The 18,841-nt window shown below is 73.6% G+C and carries 14 protein-coding genes and 2 pseudogenes; 7 read left to right on the top strand and 9 right to left on the bottom strand.

Annotation, left to right across the window (positions count from 1 at the left end):
* Positions 1-117: 117 nt before the first annotated feature.
* Together JK364_RS04245 and JK364_RS04240 are read right to left on the bottom strand one after the other, a co-directional pair.
* Complete coding sequence (locus tag JK364_RS04245) at positions 118-1,620, bottom strand: glutamate synthase subunit beta (RefSeq protein WP_201847618.1); 1,503 nt, start codon at positions 1,618-1,620, stop codon at positions 118-120.
* Between the two features lie 38 nt (positions 1,621-1,658).
* Positions 1,659-1,996, bottom strand: a pseudogene (locus tag JK364_RS04240) (nitronate monooxygenase); the annotation flags it as partial.
* Between the two features lie 8 nt (positions 1,997-2,004).
* Here JK364_RS04240 and JK364_RS04235 point away from each other — a divergent pair.
* Positions 2,005-2,606, top strand: a pseudogene (locus JK364_RS04235) (SDR family NAD(P)-dependent oxidoreductase); the annotation flags it as partial.
* A gap of 132 nt (positions 2,607-2,738) precedes the next feature.
* Positions 2,739-3,926, top strand: coding sequence for a serine hydrolase domain-containing protein (locus JK364_RS04230; RefSeq protein ID WP_307841144.1), 1,188 nt, complete (start codon positions 2,739-2,741; stop codon positions 3,924-3,926).
* Positions 3,927-3,947: 21 nt separating this feature from the next.
* On the opposite strand, the gene JK364_RS04225 is transcribed toward JK364_RS04230, so the two are convergent.
* Both JK364_RS04225 and JK364_RS04220 read right to left on the bottom strand, forming a co-directional pair.
* Complete coding sequence (locus JK364_RS04225; protein ID WP_201847616.1) at positions 3,948-4,940, bottom strand: patatin-like phospholipase family protein; 993 nt, start codon at positions 4,938-4,940, stop codon at positions 3,948-3,950.
* A gap of 597 nt (positions 4,941-5,537) precedes the next feature.
* The gene (locus JK364_RS04220; protein WP_201847614.1) at positions 5,538-5,762 is read right to left on the bottom strand and encodes a hypothetical protein; all 225 of its coding nucleotides are present in this window, start codon (positions 5,760-5,762) and stop codon (positions 5,538-5,540) included.
* Between the two features lie 273 nt (positions 5,763-6,035).
* Here JK364_RS04220 and JK364_RS04215 point away from each other — a divergent pair, with 273 nt between their 5' ends.
* Positions 6,036-7,658 (top strand): phytoene desaturase family protein, encoded by a 1,623-nt coding sequence (locus JK364_RS04215; protein ID WP_201847612.1) that lies wholly within the window; start codon positions 6,036-6,038, stop codon positions 7,656-7,658.
* Between the two features lie 5 nt (positions 7,659-7,663).
* Here JK364_RS04215 and JK364_RS04210 read toward each other — a convergent pair whose 3' ends face one another.
* The 5 genes from JK364_RS04210 to egtA all read right to left on the bottom strand — a co-directional run bounded on the left by JK364_RS04210 (position 7,664) and on the right by egtA (position 13,490).
* Entirely contained in the window at positions 7,664-8,914 is a 1,251-nt protein-coding gene (locus JK364_RS04210; protein WP_201847610.1) for a transglycosylase family protein, read from the bottom strand.
* A gap of 268 nt (positions 8,915-9,182) precedes the next feature.
* On the bottom strand, positions 9,183-10,148 hold the full coding sequence (egtD, locus tag JK364_RS04205) for an L-histidine N(alpha)-methyltransferase (RefSeq protein ID WP_201847609.1): 966 nt from the start codon (positions 10,146-10,148) through the stop codon (positions 9,183-9,185).
* Positions 10,145-10,900 carry an ergothioneine biosynthesis protein EgtC gene (gene egtC, locus JK364_RS04200; protein ID WP_201847607.1) on the bottom strand — a complete coding sequence of 252 codons (756 nt, stop codon included), beginning with the start codon at positions 10,898-10,900 and terminating at the stop codon, positions 10,145-10,147. Before egtC ends, egtD begins: the two co-directional genes overlap by 4 nt.
* Complete coding sequence (egtB, locus tag JK364_RS04195; RefSeq protein WP_201847605.1) at positions 10,900-12,228, bottom strand: ergothioneine biosynthesis protein EgtB; 1,329 nt, start codon at positions 12,226-12,228, stop codon at positions 10,900-10,902. Before egtB ends, egtC begins: the two co-directional genes overlap by 1 nt.
* Entirely contained in the window at positions 12,225-13,490 is a 1,266-nt protein-coding gene (gene egtA, locus JK364_RS04190; protein WP_201847604.1) for an ergothioneine biosynthesis glutamate--cysteine ligase EgtA, read from the bottom strand. Before egtA ends, egtB begins: the two co-directional genes overlap by 4 nt.
* 241 nt (positions 13,491-13,731) lie before the next feature.
* Here egtA and JK364_RS04185 point away from each other — a divergent pair, with 241 nt between their 5' ends.
* From JK364_RS04185 to JK364_RS04170, 4 genes are all read left to right on the top strand, one after another.
* Entirely contained in the window at positions 13,732-14,733 is a 1,002-nt protein-coding gene (locus tag JK364_RS04185; RefSeq protein ID WP_201847602.1) for an NADPH:quinone oxidoreductase family protein, read from the top strand.
* Positions 14,730-15,935: an acyl-CoA dehydrogenase family protein gene (locus JK364_RS04180; protein ID WP_201847600.1), complete on the top strand. Its 1,206-nt coding sequence runs from the start codon at positions 14,730-14,732 to the stop codon at positions 15,933-15,935. Before JK364_RS04185 ends, JK364_RS04180 begins: the two co-directional genes overlap by 4 nt.
* On the top strand, positions 15,932-17,083 hold the full coding sequence (locus JK364_RS04175; protein WP_201847598.1) for an acyl-CoA dehydrogenase family protein: 1,152 nt from the start codon (positions 15,932-15,934) through the stop codon (positions 17,081-17,083). The genes JK364_RS04180 and JK364_RS04175 overlap by 4 nt, the downstream gene beginning before the upstream one ends.
* A gap of 165 nt (positions 17,084-17,248) precedes the next feature.
* Entirely contained in the window at positions 17,249-18,766 is a 1,518-nt protein-coding gene (locus JK364_RS04170) for a GMC family oxidoreductase (protein WP_230991295.1), read from the top strand.
* The last annotated feature ends 75 nt before the right edge of the window (positions 18,767-18,841 follow it).

Below are 18,841 nucleotides of genomic sequence, written 5' to 3'. Positions count from 1 at the left end.
GGCGGCCCGCCCCGCCCGCGCGGGTTTCCGGCCACCCGGCCACCGCTCCGTCAGGCCGTCATCGGCAGGCCGTCATCGTCAGGCCGCTCCGTCAGGCCGTCATGGGCAGGCCGGTCGTCAGGCCGTCATCGGCAGGTCGGTCGGTCCGACCGGCGCCGGGAGCGTCGTGGAGCCCGCGAGATAGCGGTCCACGGCGGCCGCGGCCGAGCGGCCCTCGGCGATCGCCCAGACGATCAGCGACTGGCCACGGCCCGCGTCACCCGCCACGAACACCCCGTCCGCGCCGGTGGCGAACGACGCGTCACGGGCGAGGGTGCCGCGCTCGTCGAGTTCGAGACCGAGCTGGTCCAGCAGCCCGCCGTCCCGCTCCGGGCCGCGGAAGCCGAGGGCCAGCAGCACCAGATCCGCCCGCAGCACCCGCTCCGTGCCCGGCCCGGACTCCCCATCGGCACGGGCCCCGATCAGACGCAGCGCCCGGACGCCGCCGTGCGGCCGTTCCGCGTCCGGTGCGGTCCCCTCGAAGCGGACCGTGGTCGCGGAGAAGACCCGCGCGTCCACGTCCGCCTCCGGAGCGGCCGCCAGCTCCCGCGCCTCCTCATGGGCGGCGGACATCCGGTAGATCTTGGGGTAGGTGGGCCAGGGCTCGCCCTCGGTCCGCTCGTCGCCGGGCCGGGGGTGGATGTCCAGCTGGGTCACGGAGGCGGCGCCCTGCCGCAGCACCGTGCCCAGACAGTCCGCGCCGGTGTCCCCGCCGCCGACGATGACCACATGCCTGCCCTCGGCGGTGATCGGCGGCCGGGCGTAGTCGCCCTCCAGTACCCGGTTGGCCATCGGCAGATACTCCATCGCCTGATGGATCCCCGCCAACTCCCTTCCCGGTACGGGGAGTTCGCGCCAGGACCGGGCGCCCACGGCTATCACGACCGCGTCGTAGCGCGCCCGGAGCTCGGCGGCGTCCATATCGGTGCCGACGTCCACGCCGGTACGGAACTTGGTGCCCTCCGCGCACATCTGCTCCAGCCGCCGGTCCAGGTGGCGCTTCTCCATCTTGAACTCGGGGATGCCGTAGCGGAGCAGTCCGCCCGCCCGGTCGTCGCGCTCGTACACCGCCACGGTGTGTCCCGCGCGGGTGAGCTGCTGGGCCGCGGCCAGGCCCGCGGGCCCCGAGCCGATGACGGCGACGGTGCGGCCGCTCAGCCGGTCCGGTGGCTTGGGGGTCACCTGGCCGCTCTCCCAGGCCCGGTCGGCGATGGCCACCTCGACGTTCTTGATGGTGACCGCCGGCTGGTTGATGGCCAGCACACAGGCGCTCTCGCAGGGGGCCGGGCACAGCCGGCCGGTGAACTCGGGGAAGTTGTTGGTGGCGTGCAGCCGCTCGCTCGCGCGCAGCCAGTCGTCCCGGGAGACCAGGTCGTTCCACTCCGGGATGAGGTTTCCCAGCGGGCAGCCCTCGTGGCAGAACGGGATGCCGCAGTCCATGCAGCGGTCCGCCTGGGCGCTGATGATCGGCAGCAGTCCGCCGGGCGCGGGAACCTCGTCCCAGTCCCGCACCCGCTCGTCCACCGGACGCCGGGGCGGAAGGCGACGGGGTGTGGTGAGGAAACCCTTGGGGTCGGCCATGACGATCTCCCATTACCCGTCTCATGGTCTGGCCGCTTTCACCCCACTGTACGACCGCCGGCCGGCCGGTCCAGGGTCGCCGCGGTCTCGGCCATGATCCGGTCCACCAGCTCCGCGCAGGAGGGCAGATCCTCGATCACCCCGGCCACCTGACCGGAGGCCATCACCCCCGTGTCGGTGCGGCCGTCCACTATCGACGCCTTCAGCAGCATCGGGGTGGTGGCGACAGCAGGACCTGGCTCCGGGTGAGGTCCGTGCCGTGCCCCGTCGCCGGCCCGTCGCGCACCGTCCGCGGCCGGCTCAGCCCGGCCGGCCGCCGGAACGCGGCGGCGTGGCGGACGGCGCGCAGGAGCGCGGCGGTGCGGCCGGAGCGCTCGGGGGAGCAACCTCGGCGAGGACGAGTGGGACGCGGTGATCCGCGTCCACCTCAAGGGCCACTTCCTGCCGCTGCGACACGCCGCCGCCCACTGGCGCGCCGAGGCGAAGGCGGGCCGAGGCGAAGGCGGGGCCGCACCCCGGTCGCGCGGGTGGTCAACACCAGCTCCGGGGCCGGGCTGCTGGGCAGCGTCGGACAGGGCGACTACTCCGCGGCCAAGGCCGGGATCCTCGGCCTGACCTCGATGGCCGCCGCCGAGCTCGGCCGCCACGGCGTCCAGGTCAACGCCATCGCCCCGGCGGCCCGCACCCGGATGACGGAGACGACGTTCGCCGGTGACATGGCCGCGCCGGACGACCCCGCCGCCTTCGACGCGATGGCCCCCGCGAATGTCTCACCGTTCGTCGTCCGGCTCGGCTCGGCCGCCTGCGCCGGGGTCACGGGCCGGGTCTTCGAGGCCGAGGCCGGGCGGATCACCGTCATGGCGGGCCGGCGGCCCGGCCCCACCGCCGACAAGGGCGCCCGCTGGACACCGGCGGAGGCGGGCGAGACCGCGCGGAAACTCCTCGCCGGGGCCGAACCGCCGGGACCGGTGTACGGGGCACCCTGACCGGTCGTCCGGCCCCTACGAGGTGGGGAAAACCCCCGTACGGGAAGGGCGGCAGCGGGATGGGAGCCCGGAGCGCCACGACGGCACGATGATCCGCGAACGGCACACGGGAACAAGGCGAGGAGCGGGTTCGTGGGAGTTCGGGCAAGGGGCGTGGCGCGCGTGGCGCTGTGGGCGGGGATCGGCGCGCTGGCGGTGACGGCGACCGTCACCATCGCCACCGCCCAGGGGGAGCCGGCCGGGCCGCCGGCGCCGTCCGGCTTCGAGGAGGCCGTCGGCCAGACGGTGCGGGACGGATTCCCGGGCGCGGTGGCCTACGCGCGGCGCGGCGCCGACGAGTGGCGGACGGCGGCCGGGGTCGCGGACCGGGCCACCGGCGAAAAGGCCCGGCCGGAGCAGCGGTTCCGGATCGCCAGCAACACCAAGGCGTTCGTCTCCACGGTCCTGCTGCAACTGGAGGGCGAGGGGCGGCTCTCACTCGACGACAGCGTGGAGAAGTGGCTGCCCGGCGTCGTCCAGGGGAACGGCAACGACGGTAAGGCCATCACCATCCGTCAGCTGCTCAACCACACCTCGGGGATCCACGACCCCACCACCGAAGCCTCGTTCTTCGCCCCCTATCTGGAGGACGGCGACCGGGACCACGTCATCACCCCGCGCGAGGTGATCGCCCGCTCGGTCCGGCACAAGCCGGAGTTCGCCCCGGGGACGGGCTGGTCGTACTCCAACACCAACTATCTGCTCGCCGGGCTGGTGATCGAGGCGGTGACCCACCGCTCCGCGCCCGCCGAGATCGACCGCAGGATCCTCGCCCCGCTGGGGCTGAAGGACACCTCCTTCCCGGTGACCGACCCCGAGGTGCACGGCTCCCATCTGCACGGCTACGACCTGAAGGGCCGCGATATGACGCGGTTCAGCCCCTCCTACGACTGGACCGCCGGAGCCATGATCTCGACCGTGGACGACCTGGCGCGGTTCGAGCGGGCGCTCTTCGGCGGCAAGCTGCTCCGCCCCGGCCAGCAGCGCGAGCTCAAGACCCCGGTGGAGTTCCCCGACGCGCCCGCGTACGGGCTCGGAGTGCAGCGCATGGAGGTGCCGTGCGCCACCGGCGAGGGGAAGCAGGCCGATCCGCTCACCGCCTGGGAGACCGACGGCGCGGGCCCCGGCTACACCAGCGTCTCCCTCACCACCGCCGACGGCCGGCGCCAACTGGTCCTGGCCGCCACCGTCTACGACCTCGCCGCGGAGCTCAAGGGCGAGACGCCCGTACCGCGGAGCGAGGGGCTGCCGAAGGCGCGGACGGCGGTCCTGTGCGACTGAGTCCCGTCCTCCCCCAGGAGCTCAGGAACGGGCCGCCGGGGCGAACTGGGCCACGACGGCCCGGCGCCCCGCCTCGAGAGCCTCCTCGAGCAGAGCGCTGTCCGTCTCCAGACGGCTGATGGACGGCGCCGCGGCATCGGGGCGGACCGACAGCACCGCGGGATCCGTGGGCGATTCCGCGGTGTCGGTGTCGTAGACCGCAAGCAGCCGGTCGTCGTCGGCGAGCCGGGCGGGCCGGTTCAGGAAGGCGGCGCGGAACTGGGGGGAGTACTGGCGGAAGGCGACCGCGGCGACCAGCCGGGAGCCCACCGACGGGTTGGCCCGGAGCGCCGCGTTCCGGACCGGCGGCCTGCTGCGCAGGACGAGGACGTGGGTCGCGCCGTCCCGCAGCGCCTGGCGGAACGGGATCGACTCGGCCAGGCCCGCGTCGTAGAAGCGGCGCCCGCCGATGGTGACGGGGCCGCCCGCCAGCATCGGCAGCGCGGCGCTGGCCCGCAGCGCCAGACGGAGGGCGGCCTGGTCCGTCAACTCGCCGTGCAAGTCGACCGGTTGGCCGCTCTCAAGGTCCGTGGCCAGTGGATGCAAGGCGAGGGGCGCGGCCAGCACCGAGGCGTAGTCCAGCGGGAATTGACGGATGTAGACCTCTTCGATCAGGGTCTCGATATCGACCATGGGGCGTCCGCGCAGCAGATTGCGCTTCCGGATGAGAGCACTGGCGAAACGGGGGTCGGCCCAGCCGCGCAGGCCCTCAGGCCGCGAACTGACCAGCCAGGCCGCCGAGATGGCCCCCGCCGAGGCCCCGTACACCGCGTCGAACGCGTTCAGCAGCCCCAGCTCGTGCACGGCCAGCGCCATACCGGCCGAGACCGTTCCCCGCATTCCGCCACCCTCGATCGCCAGCGCCACCCGGTATCCGTCCGCACGCGCCCCGGGGCGGCTGCCCGCCTCCGTCCGGTCGGCGAGAACCTTCATCAGCCGGTGGCGGTCGAGGCCGCGCTGGGACTGCTCCGTCACTTCTCTTCTCCTCGAGGCGCGATACGGGCTGAAGGGGCCGGTGTTCGTGGCCGCTGCTCTGCCGCGTCCGTCAGTATGGGCACACAGTCGGCCAGCGCGCAGCAGGGTCACGGCCCGGCGTATGTGCGCCCGGGACTCGCGCATCGTCATCCCCGAAGGACCCGGCACCTCCTCCCGCTCGGACGCGGTGATCGTGGACATCACGGCGAACGGGGTCGTGGGGTGGCCCTCGCGCACGGTGCGGACGAAGCCGATGAGCGCCGGGACCAGCGCGTCGCGGCTGTGGCTGCCGAGCGGTCGAGCTGTGGCTGCCGTTGTACCATCAGTTCCGGTTGCGCGGACTGTCCGTGGAGGCGGGCGCGGCCGTGGAGGACGACGAGCCCGGGTCGCGACCGCGCTGGGTCCACTGCGGCAGCTCCATCTCGCAGGGGCGCGGCGCTGCGCCCCCCCAGCCGGACCTGGACCGCCCTGGTGGCCCGGCGGAACCCGGCTGGGATCTCACCTCGCTGGCCCTGGGCAGGTCCAGCTGTCTGGAGCCCATGACGGCGCGGCTGATGCGGGATCTGCCGGCCGATCTCCTCACCCTCTGCGTCGGGGTCAATGTCCAGGCGCCGCCATCCGCCCCGGCAGCCCCTCGCACCGGAACCCGGCGTCCCCGCCGTGGGTTTCCAGCTTCACGGTGTCGGCCCGTCGCCCGTCGCACACCACATCGATGCGAGCCCGCTCCCCGGGCCCGTTCAGCGTGGGCGCGGGGTCGGCCTGATAGCGGCAGACGAGCGAGGAGCTGTCGGTGCGCAGCGTGACCCGCACCCCGGCCGGCATCGCGCCAGGGAGCGGTCCACCCGGGGCCCCGCTGCGGGGACACCGCGCCCCGGTAGCGCAGCCGGGGATGGTCGTGAGCGATGTCGAGCGAGGCGCTGGCGGGGCGGGTCTGCATGGTCGGGAGTCTGACACCCGCCTCGGACAGTCGAGGGAAACGCGCATCGTGCGAGTGCGGAGGGCGGCCCGTCATTCAGGATCTTCCCCGCACCCTTCGCATAGCATGCTGAAATCAGACAAAAGCGCCACATCGCGCGATGGTGGGAGGAACGCCGGATGGCCGAGGCAGACGCCGTCGTCGTCGGGTCCGGTGTCAACGGCCTGGTGGCCGCCGCGGAGCTGGCCCTGGCCGGATGGTCCGTCATCCTGGTGGAGCGCGAACCGTACATCGGCGGGTTCATCGCCACCGAGGAGCGCACCCTGCCGGGCTACCTCCACGACACCTACTCCTCCTGGCATCCGCTGTTCGTCTCCGGCCCGGCGTTCGCGCGTCTGGGGGAGCCCCTGCGGCGGCATGGGCTGGAGTACCGCAACACCGATGAGTGGGTCATCGCCAGCGTGGCCGACGACGGCGGGGTCACGGTCGCGCACCGCGATCCGGAGCGCACCGCCGAGGGTTTCGCGCACGCAGCGGACCGGGCCGCGTATCTGGCCGCGCTCGGCCGGCTGGGCGCCGACATGGAGGCGATCGGCGGCCTGATGGGCGGCGAACTCCGTTCACCGGCCGCCCTCCGCCACGTGGCCGCCCTGCTGCGCGGCGGTGGGCGGCAGGGGGTGGAGCGGTGGCTGCGCTCGGTGGCCACCAGCGGCCGTGGATACCTGCGCGCGGAGTTCCGCGGGGGCGAGGTGGACCATCTCTTCGCCCCGTGGCTGCTGCACGCGGGGCTGTCGCCGGACCATGCGTCGGGCGGATTCCTGGTGACGCTGCTCGCCGCCACCCTGCATGGCGCCGGGGTGCCGGTGGTGGCCGGGGGCGCGGGCCGGTTCCTCGACGCCTTCAGGTCGCTGCTGACGACGACGGGCGTACGGGTGGAGAACGGCACCCGGGTCGACCGCGTCCTCGTCGAGCGGGGCCGCGCCGTGGGAGTGGCGGCGGGCGGCCGGGTCTTCCGGGCCCGGCGCGCGGTCCTCGCCTCGGTGACGCCCACCGCCCTGTACGGCACTCTCCTGCCGGAGGGCGCGGTGCGCCGTGAACTGCGCGACGAGGCGTGGCGATTCCGCTACGGCCGCGCCGCGATGCAGATCCATGTCGCGCTGTCCGAGCCGCTCGGCTGGCGCGACGCACGGCTGAACACGATCCCGCTGGTGCACCTGACCGACGGTTCGGGCAGCACCGGTATCGCCTGCGCCGAGGCCGAGGCGGGCCTGCTGCCCCGGCGGCCCACGGTGGTCGTCGGGCAGCAGTACGTCCTGGACCCCGGCCGGGTGCCGCCCGGGGCCGCCGCGCTATGGCTGCAGTTGCAGGAGGTGCCGTCCACCCCGCGCGGCGACGCGGCCGGTGAACTGGACACCGCTCAGGGCTGGACCCCGGAGCTGGCCCGGGGCTACGCCGACCGGGTGCTGAACCGGATCGCCCGGCACGCGCCCGATCTGCCCGGCAAGGTGCTCGCCGTCGATGTCATCGCGCCCCCGGACCTCGCCCGCCGGAACCCCAACGCGGTCGGCGGCGACCCGTACGGCGGTTCCCTCGAACTCGACCAGGGCTTTGTCTGGCGCCCCCTGCCCGCCTCCGGACGGCACGCGACCGATGTGCACGGGCTCTGGCACATCGGCGCGTCCACTCACCCGGGGGCGGGGCTGGGCGGCGTCTCCGGGCACATGGTCGCCACCACGCTCACCAGAGGGCCGCGTTTCGCCCGTCTGCCCCGGCTCTCACCGGGGCGACGGGCGAGAGGCTGACGCCGTCAGAGGCTGACGCCGTGTGACCGCAGGTAGGCGAGCGGATTGATGTCCGAGCCGTAGCCGGGGCCGGTGCGGATCTCGAAGTGGAGATGTGGTCCGGTGGCGTTGCCCGTCGAGCCGGAACGGCCGATCTGCTGGCCGCCGTTGACGTTCTGCCCGGCCCGCACCGACAGCTGCGAGAGATGGCCGTACTGGCTGTACTTACCGTCCGGATGCCGGATGACCACCTGGTAGCCGTACGCGCCGCCCCAGCCCGCCGAGACCACATGGCCCGAGCCCACGGCCTTCACGGAGGTGCCGATGCCCACGGGGAAGTCCACCCCCGTGTGATGGCCGCTCGACCAGCTGGAACCGGCCGCCCGGTAGGCGGTGCTCGGGCTGACGCCGCTGACGGGCGCGGTGAAGCCAGAGGAGACGACGGGCTTGGTGGCCCGCTCCGGGCTGGTGTGCTTCTCGGTCTTCGGACGCGGCGCGGGCTTCGGCTTCGCCTTGTGGTGGGGCTCGGGTTCCGCCTTGGGTTTGGCCTTGTGGTGGGGCTCGGGTTCCGCCTTGGGCTTGGCGGTGGCCTTACCGCCCTTGAGGGAGAGCTTCTGACCGGGGTAGATCAGATCGGGATCGCCGCCGATCGTCTCCCGATTGGTCTTGTAGAGCGCCTCCCAGCCGCCGTTGACGTCGTGGGTGTCGGCGATACGGGACAGCGAGTCCCCGCTGAGGACCACATAGCGGCCGGAGTTCGCGGAGGCGCGCCCCGGGAGACTGGTGGGCGTCGGCTTGCTGGCCGCGACCTGCTGGGCCTTCTCCGGCCGATGGGTCTGCTTGACCGGGGCGGCGGCCGTCCTGACGACCTTCTGGGCACTCTGCTGCGGCGCCGCGTCGTCCCGCGTCAGACCGGCCTTGCCCGAACACACCGGCCATGCGCCGGGGCCCTGGCCGTCGAGCACCTTCTCCGCGATCGCGATCTGCTGGTCCTTGGTGGCCAGATCGGCCCGTCCCGCGTACGCCGTGCCGCCGTACGCCTCCCATGTGCTCTGCGTGAACTGCAGCCCGCCGTAGAAGCCGTTGCCGGTGTTGATGTCCCAGTTGTGGGTGGACTCGCACTGGGCCACCTTGTCCCAGGTCTCGCCCGAGGCCGCGGACGCGCCCGCGGCGCCGACGAGTGGAAGGGCGATTCCGGCGCCGCCCGCCGTGACGCTCAGCGAGGCACGGGAGATGCGGTTGGGCTTGTAGCGGCGGTGGCGTCCCCGTAAGGGCATGGACGGCTCCTTCTCGTGCTGCCGGGTGCGGCGAGCTGCCGGGCGGGCCAAAGATAAGGGGGCCGATTTGGACACAACAAGAGGGAGTTCACCTAGAAAGAGGGCCACAGCGCGCTGTGCTGCGGCCCTCTTCGGCATATGTGATGTGCATCACATGAATTCGGTCGGTGGTTCGGGCGAGACGCAGGGTGACCGGCCGCCCCGCGAAGCGAGCCGCCGCCCGCGACCGATGGTCCCGGGCGGCGGCGTGCCGCGATCCGTCGAGGAGTTACCGGCGCACGGCGAGCGACACCGCGAAGCGGCCCTCCGCGTCGGTCCACCAGCGCCGCGACTCCATCCCCGCGGCGGCCAGTTCGGCCCGCACCTTCTCCTCCCGGAACTTGGCGGACACCTCGGTGCGGACCTCCTCCCCGGCCGTGAAGTGGACCGCGAGATCCATGGCGGGGATCTTCGCGGTGAGCTCCTTACGGGCCCTCAGCCGCATCTCGATCCACTCCTCCTCGGCGTTCCACGCCGCCACGTGGTCGAAGTCGGCGGGGTCGAAGTCGGCGCCCAGTTCGCGGTCGAGCACCGTCAGCACGTTCTTGTTGAACGCCGCGGTGACCCCTTGGGCGTCGTCGTAGGCGGAGACGAGCGTGGCCTCGTCCTTGACCAGGTCGGTGCCGAGCAGCAGCGCGTCGCCCGGCGCGAGCAGCTCGCTCACCGAGGCGAAGAAGGCCGCCCGCTCCGCGGGCAGCAGATTGCCGATGGTGCCCCCGAGGAAGGCCAGCAGCCTCGGCCCCGGGGTGTCGTCGGGCAGGGCGAGCCCGTTCATGAAGTCGGCCACCAGCGCGTGCACCATCAGCCGTGGATGCTCGGCCAGCAGGGCCTCCCCGGCCATTTCCAGCGCGCTCTCGCTCACGTCGACGGGGACGTAGACGCGCAGCTCCGGCAGCGCCCGGATCAGGTGGTGGGTCTTCTCGGAGGAGCCGGAGCCGAGTTCGACGAGGGTGCGGGCCCCGGTGGCGTCGGCGATCTCCGCCGCGCGGGCGACGAGGATCTCCCGTTCGGCGCGGGTCGGGTAGTACTCGGGCAGCCGGGTGATCTCTTCGAAGAGCGCGCTTCCCCGGGCGTCGTAGAACCACTTGGGCGGAAGCTGTTTGGGGGTGCTGGTCAGCCCGTCGGCCACATCGGCGCGCAGCGCGGCCGTGGTGGCATCGGCGGGCAGGGTGCGGGTGACGGTGAAGGGGCTCAACGGGAAGCCTCCTTGAGTGCGGTGAGCAGTACATCGGTGCGGGTGGCGGTGAGCAGGGTGCGGTCGGGGACCTCGGTCCAGCCGGGGTCCTGGTCGTACGGCTCGGAGGCCACCACCACGCCCCGGTCCGGATCGGCCAGGTACCACAGCGTGTCGCCCCAGGCGGTGGCGGCGATGGTCTCCCCGTCCATGAGCAGCAGATTGAGCCGTGAGTCGGGGGAGGCGGCGGCGAGCTGCTCGACGGTCTCGGCCAGCGCCTCCGGCGGCGCGTGGCCCAGCCGCAGCCGGTGCAGCACCAGCGCCCAGACGAACGCCGAGTCGCACCGCGCCTCCAGGCCGAGCAGCTCCGCCGGTGGCAGTGCGGCGGCGAGGTCCGCGACCGCGTGCGGCCAGTCGCGGAGCGCCCCGTTGTGGCTGAACAGCCAGGTCCCGGAGGCGAACGGCGAGGCGCCCGCCTCGCCGTCCGCGCTGGCCTCGGTGGCATCCCTTACGGCGGCCATCAGCGCCCCCGTGCGTACCACGCGGGCCAGGTCGGCGAAGGACAGATCGCCCCAGATGGGCCCGGCGCGGCGGTAGCGCGCGGGCACCGGGTCGTCCGACGCGTACCAGCCGACGCCGAACCCGTCGGCGTTGACGGTGCCGTGCGCCTGCCGCCGCGGCGCCCACGACTGCCGGAACAGGCTGCTCGCGGGCGCCACCACCACCTCGCCGATGGAGGTCCGCGGCCCGAGGTAGGCCAGGTGCCGGCACATCAGGACGCGTCCCGCGCGGTGCGGAAGCCGGAGAAGATCTGGCGGCGGACCGGCAGGTCCCAGTTGCGGAACGTGCCCCGGCAGGCGACCTCGTCCACCGCGAAGGAACCGCCGCGCAGCACCTTGTGCGACGGGCCGAAGAAGACTTCCGAGTACTCGCGGTACGGGAAGGCGCGGAACCCCGGGTAGGGCAGGAAGTCGCTCGAGGTCCACTCCCACACATCGCCGATCAGCTGCCGCACCCCCAGCGGGGAGGCGCCCCGCGGATAGCTGCCGGCCGCCGCGGGCCGCAGATGGCGCTGGCCCAGGTTGGCGTGGTCGGGCGTGGGATCCTCGTCGCCCCACGGATAGCGCCGGGACCGGCCGCTCTCCGGGTCGTGGCGGGCGGCCTTCTCCCACTCCTCCTCGGTCGGCAGCCGCCGCCCCGCCCAGCGGGCGTAGGCGTCCGCCTCGTACCAGCTCACATGCACCACCGGCTCCTCCGGCGGCACCGGCTCCGTCACCCCGAACCGCCGGCGCAGCCACTGCCCGCCCTCGCGCCGCCAGAACAGCGGTGCGGCGAGGCCGTGCTCCTGGATGTACGCCCAGCCGTCGGCCGTCCACCAGCGCCGCTCGGTGTAGCCGCCGTCCGCGATGAACCGCTCGTAGGCGCCGTTGGTCACCGGAGTGGTGTCGATGTGGAAGGCCGGGACCAGCCGGTGGTGCGCGGGCCGCTCGTTGTCCAGGGCCCAGGGCTCGGCCGAGGTGCCCATGGTGAACGGGCCGCCCGGGACCAGCACCTCCTGCGGCAGGGCCGCGCCTTCGCCCGCGCCGGGCGGCGGTGGGGCGGTGAGCGCGGCGGGTCCGCGGCGCAGCTGGTGGGTGATGAGCATCGTCTCGTCGTGCTGCTGCTCATGCTGCGCGATCATGCCGAAGGCGAAGCCCGCGTCCACCAGCGGGGCGCCGCGCAGCTCGATCCGCTCCAGGATGTCCAGCACCCGGCCGCGCACCTCGTGGACATAGCCGCGGGCCTCGGCGGGTGCCAGCAGCGGCAGGGTGGGCCGCTCGGCGCGCGGATGCTCGAAGGCGTCGTAGATCGAGTCGATCTCGGGGCGCAGGGCGTCACGTCCGCCGACCGCGCGCAGCAGCCACTGCTCCTCCTGGTTGCCGATATGCGCCAGATCCCATACCAGCGGGGACATCAAAGGGGAGTGCTGGGCGGTGAGGTCGGGCTCGTCCACGCAGGTGGTCAGGGTGTGGGTGCGGTCGCGCGCGGTGCGCAGCGCCTTCTCGGCGCGCCGGCGCAGCGCCTCGGGATCGATGGTGAGATCGGAATCGGGGGCGGTCATGACCGTCCCTCCTTACCGGTGAGGGGAGCGAGCAGATCGTCGGCGGGACATCGGCCGCGGACCACATAGCGGTCGGTGAAGGCGGCGACGGCGGCGGTGATGGCGGGGGAGGCGCCGATACGCGGCAGCGCGTCCAGCGCCGTGGTGAAGCAGCTGACGGCGGCGGTGCGCAGCTCGGGGTCGGCCAGACCGTGGCGGGCCGCGGCGCGCCACAGCGGATTGCCCGGTGCGGGGCGCGCCCCGGCCGTCTCGGCGAGCGGCTTCACCACCCGGTAAACCGTTTCAGCAGCCTCGGGATCGTCGAAGAGCGCCACCGTGACGGCAAGGGGGACGATCCATCCGTCCGCACCGCTCTGCGCGTCGATCATGCGCAGTTCCAGATGGCCGCGCGGGCGGACGGGGGGAAAGAGCGTGGAGATGTGGAAGTCGAGGTCGTCGTGGGTGGGTGGCCGGGGCAGCCCCGTCCGGGCCCACTGGCGGAAGGTCACCCCGGACGGCACCGTCCAGGGTGCCTGCTCGTCCCGGATGGCCATCACGGGCGCGTCCAGCACGTAGTGGGCCCAGGCCGTGCGGGGATCCCGGCCGTCGGCCGGGGCGTGGGTGCGCCCGGGTTCCATCGCCGTCCACAGCGCCTGCCGGGTGGAGCGGTAGCCCGTGGGGCGGCCCTGGCGCAGCGGCGAGTTGGCGAACGCGGCGGTGAGCACCGCGCCCAGCAGATGGGCGAGCCGCCAGCGCCGGGCCATGCCGAGCGGTCCGGGCTCCTCGTGCCCGGCGTCCACGCAGACCTGCACGGAGGCGGTGTTGCACATCATGGAGCGCCCGGCCGGACCCCGGCGGTCGAAGTAGGTCTCCATGCACTCGTACCGGGGCGTGGAGAGGAAGCGTCTCGGTGGGCGCCAGGGGTCATGTCCGTGGCCGGCGAGCCCGAGGCCCAGGCCGGTGAGTACGGAACGTACGAGAACCAGATCGGCGGCCGCGGACTCCACACACGCGGTGAGGGAGTCGGCCGGGAGGGAGCTGAGCTCCACCTGACCGCCGGGTTCGAAGGTGACGGCGGACCGCAGTGGCAGTCCGCGCAGGGCGGTGACCGCGGCTTCGAGCCGGGTCGCCTCGATGGGTCGTGCGGGGTCGTGCGGGTCGTATATGAGCCATTCGAGTTCGACTCCGATGCGGCGAGGCGGCCCGGTCTTGAAACAGATGCCGTGCAGCCTGGCCTCCATCTCGGCCTCGCTGATCGCCTTGTCGTCGGGCACAGTCGTCATCTCCCGTCCCGTTCCGGCAACGGCTCGCTGGGAAACGAACCGATATGTCGCCGTCCACTCTTTACTGCCGAGGCGCCGGGCTCAAGGGTGCCTCCAGAGTTGCACAAGAGTTCATCCGCCGCCGGGTGGGCAGGTCAGGATGGCTGACGGTGGTGGCGGTTCCGCTCCTCGTACCGACTGGTTAGTATGTTCGACCCGGCGCGGTACCGCGTTCCGACGATCCGTTTGTGGAGGCCACCGGATGCAGGCATGGCGAGTGCACGACAATGGCGAGCCCGGTGAGGTCATGCGCCTCGACGAGGTGCCGGACCCCCAGGCGGGACCGGGACAGCTGCTGCTGCGGGTCCGGGCCGTCAACGTCAACTTCCCCGACGCCCTGCTGTGCCGCGGCCAGTACCAGGTGCGGCCGCCCCTGCCGTTCACCCCCGGCGTCGAGGTGTGCGGCGAGGTCGTCGCCGTCGGCGAGGGCGCCGAGGGTGTGGTCGGCTCCCGCGTCCTGGCCACGCCCACGCTCCCCGCGGGCGGCTTCGCCGAGCTGGTGCCCGTGGCGGCGGCGGCCGCGCTGCCCGCGCCCGACGCGCTGGACGACGCCGAGGCCGCGGCGCTGCACATCGGCTACCAGACCGGCTGGTTCGGCCTGCACCGCAGGGCCCGTATCCAGTCCGGCGAGACGCTCCTGGTGCACGCCGCCGCGGGCGGGGTCGGCAGCGCCGCCGTTCAGCTCGGCAAGGCGGCCGGAGCCACCGTGATCGGTGTCGTCGGCGGCGAGGACAAGGCGCGGGTCGCCCGCGAGCTCGGCTGCGACCTCGTCCTGGACCGGCGTGCCGACGACATCGTGGCGGCCGTCAAGGAGGCCACCGGCGGGCGCGGCGCGGACGTCGTGTACGACCCGGTCGGCGGCGACGCCTTCGTCAAGTCCGTCAAATGCGTCGCCTTCGAGGGCCGCATCGTGGTCGTCGGCTTCGCCAGCGGCGTCGTCCCCCAGGCCGCCCTCAACCACGCCCTGGTCAAGAACTACGCCATCCTCGGCCTCCACTGGGGCCTGTACAACACCCACGACCCGGCCGCGATCCGCGCCTGCCACCAGGAGCTGACCAAGCTCGCCGCACAGGGCACCGTCAAACCGCTGGTCAGCGAGCGCGTACCGCTGAAGGGCGCGGCCGACGCCGTCCAGCGCGTCGCCGACGGCGTGACCACCGGCCGCGTGGTCGTCGTCCCCGGGCAGGCCGGAGGGGGCCGATGAGCACCACCCGGCACCGCCCCGCCGTGGACGCCGACGAGCTGCGCCGCCGCGTCCGTGAACTCCTGGACGCCCATCCGCCCGCCACCACCGACCGCCTGGACTTCCTGCGCGCCCGCTTCGACGCCGGGCTCGCCTGGGTGCACTACCCGGCCGGACTCGGCGGCCTGGACGCCCCGCGCTCCCTCCAGGCCGTCGTCGACGCCGAGCTGGAGGCCGCGGAGGCGCCCGGCAACGACCCCCGTCGCATCGGCATCGGCCTCGGCATGGCCGCCCCCACCATCCTCGGCTTCGGCACCGACGAGCAGCGGCAGCGGCTGCTGCGCCCGCTGTGGACCGGCGAGGAGGTGTGGTGCCAGCTGTTCAGCGAGCCCGGCGCCGGATCCGACCTCGCGGCGCTCGCCACCCGGGCGGTGCGCGACGGCGACGACTGGGTGGTCGACGGACAGAAGGTCTGGACCTCCAGCGCCCATCTCGCCCGCTGGGCCATCCTCATCGCCCGCACCGACCCCGACCAGCCCAAACACAGCGGCATCAGCTACTTCATCTGCGATATGACCGACCCCGGGGTCGAGGTCCGGCCACTGCGCCAGATCACCGGCGAGGCGGAGTTCAACGAGGTCTTCCTCACCGGGGTGCGGATCCCCGACAGCCGGCGGCTCGGCGAGGTCGGCGAGGGCTGGCGGGTCGCCCAGACCACCCTGATGAACGAGCGGGTCGCCATCGGCGGCGGCCGCGTCCCCCGCGAGGGCGGCATGATCGGCCTCGTCGCCGACACCTGGCGGGAGCGGCCCGAACTGCGCACCCACGACCTCCACCAGCGGCTGCTGCGGCTGTGGGCGGACTCCGAGGCGGCCCGGCTCGCGGGCGAGCGGCTGCGCCAGCAGCTCGCGGTCGGCCAGCCCGGCCCCGAGGGCTCGGCCATGAAGCTCGCCTTCGCCCGCCTCAACCAGCGGATCAGCGCGCTGGAGGTCGAGCTGCTGGGGGAGGAGGGGCTGCTCTACGACGACTGGACGCTGCGCCGCCCCGAACTCGTGGACTTCACCGGGCGCGAGGCCGGCTACCGCTATCTGCGCGCCAAGGGCAACTCCATCGAGGGCGGCACCTCGGAGGTGCTGCTCAACATCATCGCCGAACGCGTCCTGGGCCTGCCGCCCGAGCCGCGGACCGACAAGGACGTCCCGTGGAAGGACCTGCCCCGATGAGCACCGCCGACCTGCTCTACTCCGAGGCGGAGGACGATCTGCGCGCGGCCGTACGGTCGCTGCTCACCGACCGCTGCCCGCCCGCCACGGTGATGTCCGAGGCCGAGAGCGGCCGGGCCCACGACATGGCGCTGTGGCGCGCGCTGGGCGCCGAGATGGGCACCGCGGGGCTGCTGGTGCCGGACAAGCTCGGCGGCCAGGGCGCCACCGCGCGGGAGGCGGCGGTGGTGATGGAGGAGCTCGGTCGCGCCGTCGCCCCCGTGCCCTACCTCACCAGCGCCGTCCTCGCCGCCGCCGCACTGCTCCGCTGCGACACCGACCAGGAGGCAGTGGCCCGGCTGCTCGGCGCGGTCGCCGAGGGCCGTACGGTCGGCGCCCTCGCGGTGCCGCTGTCCACCGTGGCCGTGGTGACCGGCGGCGGGTCCGGCGCACCCGCCGCGACCGTACGGGCCGACGGCGACACCACGCTCAGCGGCCAGGTCTCCGGAGTCGCGGGCGCGGCGGGCGCCGATGTGCTGCTCGTCCCCGCCACCGGCGCGGACGGCCACGGTCTTTACGCCGTGGAGACCGCCGAGACCAGCGTCACCGTCGAACCCCTCACCTCGCTCGACCTCACCCGCCCACTCGCCGCGGTGACCCTCACCGGCGCCCCCGCCCGCCGGCTGGCCGGTCCCGACCGGGCCGAGGCGGCGATCGGGTGGGCGCTGCTGACCGGGGCCGGGCTGCTCGCCTCCGAGCAACTGGGCGTGGCCGAATGGTGTCTGACCGAGACCGTCCGCCACACCAAGGAGCGCCATCAGTTCGGGCGCCCCATCGGCTCGTTCCAGGCGCTCAAGCACCGCATGGCCGCCCTGTGGCTGGAGCTGGTCTCGGCGCGCGCCACCGCCCGGTACGCCGCCGACGCACTCGCCACGGACAGCCCGGACACACCGGTCGCGGTGGCCGTGGCCCAGGCGCACTGCGCCGAGGTGGCGGTGCACGCGGCCGAGGAGTGCGTCCAACTGCACGGTGGCATCGGCATGACCTGGGAGCACCCGGCCCATCTGTATCTCAAGCGGGCCAAGAGCGACGAGATCGCGCTGGGCACCCCCGGCCGCCACCGGCAGGCGCTCGCCGGGCTGGTGGATCTGCCGGCCCCCACCGGCTGACCGGTCGGCGGCCCTCATCGGCTGACCGGCCGGCGACCCCACCGGCCGGCGACCCCACCGGCCGACCGGCCGGATCCGGCGAACCCGCCCCCGCTCCGCGATCACGCCACTAGAGTGCCGAACAGCTGTGCGGCACATCGGGTGAGTCCGGAACGGGGGCACATGATGAGCGACTTCGACTACATCGTGGTGGGGGCGGGCTCGGCGGGCGCCGTGGTGGCGGCCCGGCTGACGGAAGCCCCGGACGTACGGGTGCTGCTGCTGGAGGCCGGGAAGGACGACGCGGCCGCGCAGATCCACGACCCCACCGCGTGGTTCACCCTCATCGGCGGTGAGCACGACTGGGGCTACACCACCGTCCCGCAGCCGGGCCTGGCCGGGCATCCGCAGGCCGCCGCGCGCGGCAAGGTGCTCGGCGGCTCCAGCAGCATCAATGTGATGACCTACGTCCGCGGCCACCTCGGCACCTTCGACGCCTGGGCGGCCGACGGCTGCACCGGCTGGGACGCCGCCTCGGTGCTGGAGACCTTCCGCGCCCTCGAGCACGCCGAGGGCCGTGACCCGCGCTTCCGGGGCACCGGCGGCCCGCTGCGGCTCAGCCGGGCCGAGACGCCCAACCCGCTGAGCACCGCCTTCCTCGACGCCGCCAAGGAACTCGGCCATCCCTACAACGACGACTTCAACGGCGCGGAGAGCGACGGCGCCGGGCGCCATGAGTGGACCGTCCACGAAGGCCGTCGCCAGAGCACGGCGGTCGCCTACCTCGACCCGGCGATGGACCGCCCCAACCTGACCGTGCGTACCGAGGCCCACGCACAGCGGCTGCTCTTCGAGGGCACCCGCTGCGTCGGCGTCGAATACGCGGGCTCCGGCGGTGTGGCACGCCGGGTGCGCGCGGCGCGTGAGGTCATCGTGTGCGCGGGCTCGGTGGACTCGCCCAAGCTGCTGATGCTCTCCGGAATCGGCCCGGCCGGCCATCTGCGCGAGGTGGGCGTCCCGGTGCTGGTGGACGCCCCCGAGGTGGGGGCCAATCTGCAGGACCACCCCCTGGTCGGGCTGGTCCACGAGGCGGGTACCCCGCTGCCGCCGCCCCCGCTGACCACCGCCGAGGCGGCCCTGTTCACCCGGACCGACCCCGCGCTGCCCCGCCCCGACCTCGAGGTGTTCCTCTTTCACATCCCGTTCCACCCGAGGCTGCTGCCGTTCCCGCCGAACAGCTTCACCCTGACGGCCGCCGCGATGCAGCCCCACAGCCGGGGCACCGTCCGGCTCTCCGGTGCGGACCCCGAGGACCGGCCGCTGATCGACCCCGGCTATCTCAGCGACGGAAGGGACCTCGCCACCCTGGTCCAGGGAGTCGAACTGGCCCGGTCGCTGGCCGCCACCGACGCGTTCGGGGAGTGGCAGCCGCGTGAACTGCTGCCCGGCCCCGGGGTGAGCGGCCGGGACGGACTGGCCGACTTCGTCCGCGAGAACACCGGCACCTACTTCCACCACGTCGGCACCTGCCGGATGGGCGGGGACGAGCATTCGGTGGTGGACCCCCGGCTGCGCGTCCGCGGCGTCGAGGGGCTGCGGATCGCCGATGGATCGATCATGCCGTCGATCGTCTCGGCCAACACCAACGCGGCCTGCGTCATGATCGGCGAGATGGCCGCCGAGCTGATCCGCGGCGACGCCTGAGCGGGCTCGCCACGCCCGCTCACTGCGCGGGGGCGACCGCCGGGGAGTAACCGCACAGCAGATCGGCACCCGTAT

The sequence above is a fragment of the Streptomyces endocoffeicus genome, from assembly GCF_016741935.1.
Lineage (GTDB): Bacteria > Actinomycetota > Actinomycetes > Streptomycetales > Streptomycetaceae > Streptomyces > Streptomyces endocoffeicus.
Note: the sequence above shows the minus strand (reverse complement) of the source record. Positions and strands in the feature narration are given on the sequence as shown.

What these genes read in the sequence shown, in the direction of transcription:
- JK364_RS04245 (WP_201847618.1), bottom strand. Translation starts at nt 1,620, where the DNA reads ATGGCCGACCCCAAGGGTTTCCTCACCACACCCCGTCGCCTTCCGCCC.
- JK364_RS04220 (WP_201847614.1), bottom strand. Translation starts at nt 5,762, where the DNA reads ATGCCGGCCGGGGTGCGGGTCACGCTGCGCACCGACAGCTCCTCGCTC.
- JK364_RS04215 (WP_201847612.1), top strand. Translation starts at nt 6,036, where the DNA reads ATGGCCGAGGCAGACGCCGTCGTCGTCGGGTCCGGTGTCAACGGCCTG.
- JK364_RS04210 (WP_201847610.1), bottom strand. Translation starts at nt 8,914, where the DNA reads ATGCCCTTACGGGGACGCCACCGCCGCTACAAGCCCAACCGCATCTCC.
- egtC (WP_201847607.1), bottom strand. Translation starts at nt 10,900, where the DNA reads ATGTGCCGGCACCTGGCCTACCTCGGGCCGCGGACCTCCATCGGCGAG.
- egtB (WP_201847605.1), bottom strand. Translation starts at nt 12,228, where the DNA reads ATGACCGCCCCCGATTCCGATCTCACCATCGATCCCGAGGCGCTGCGC.
- egtA (WP_201847604.1), bottom strand. Translation starts at nt 13,490, where the DNA reads ATGACGACTGTGCCCGACGACAAGGCGATCAGCGAGGCCGAGATGGAG.
- JK364_RS04185 (WP_201847602.1), top strand. Translation starts at nt 13,732, where the DNA reads ATGCAGGCATGGCGAGTGCACGACAATGGCGAGCCCGGTGAGGTCATG.
- JK364_RS04180 (WP_201847600.1), top strand. Translation starts at nt 14,730, where the DNA reads ATGAGCACCACCCGGCACCGCCCCGCCGTGGACGCCGACGAGCTGCGC.
- JK364_RS04175 (WP_201847598.1), top strand. Translation starts at nt 15,932, where the DNA reads ATGAGCACCGCCGACCTGCTCTACTCCGAGGCGGAGGACGATCTGCGC.
- JK364_RS04170 (WP_230991295.1), top strand. Translation starts at nt 17,249, where the DNA reads ATGAGCGACTTCGACTACATCGTGGTGGGGGCGGGCTCGGCGGGCGCC.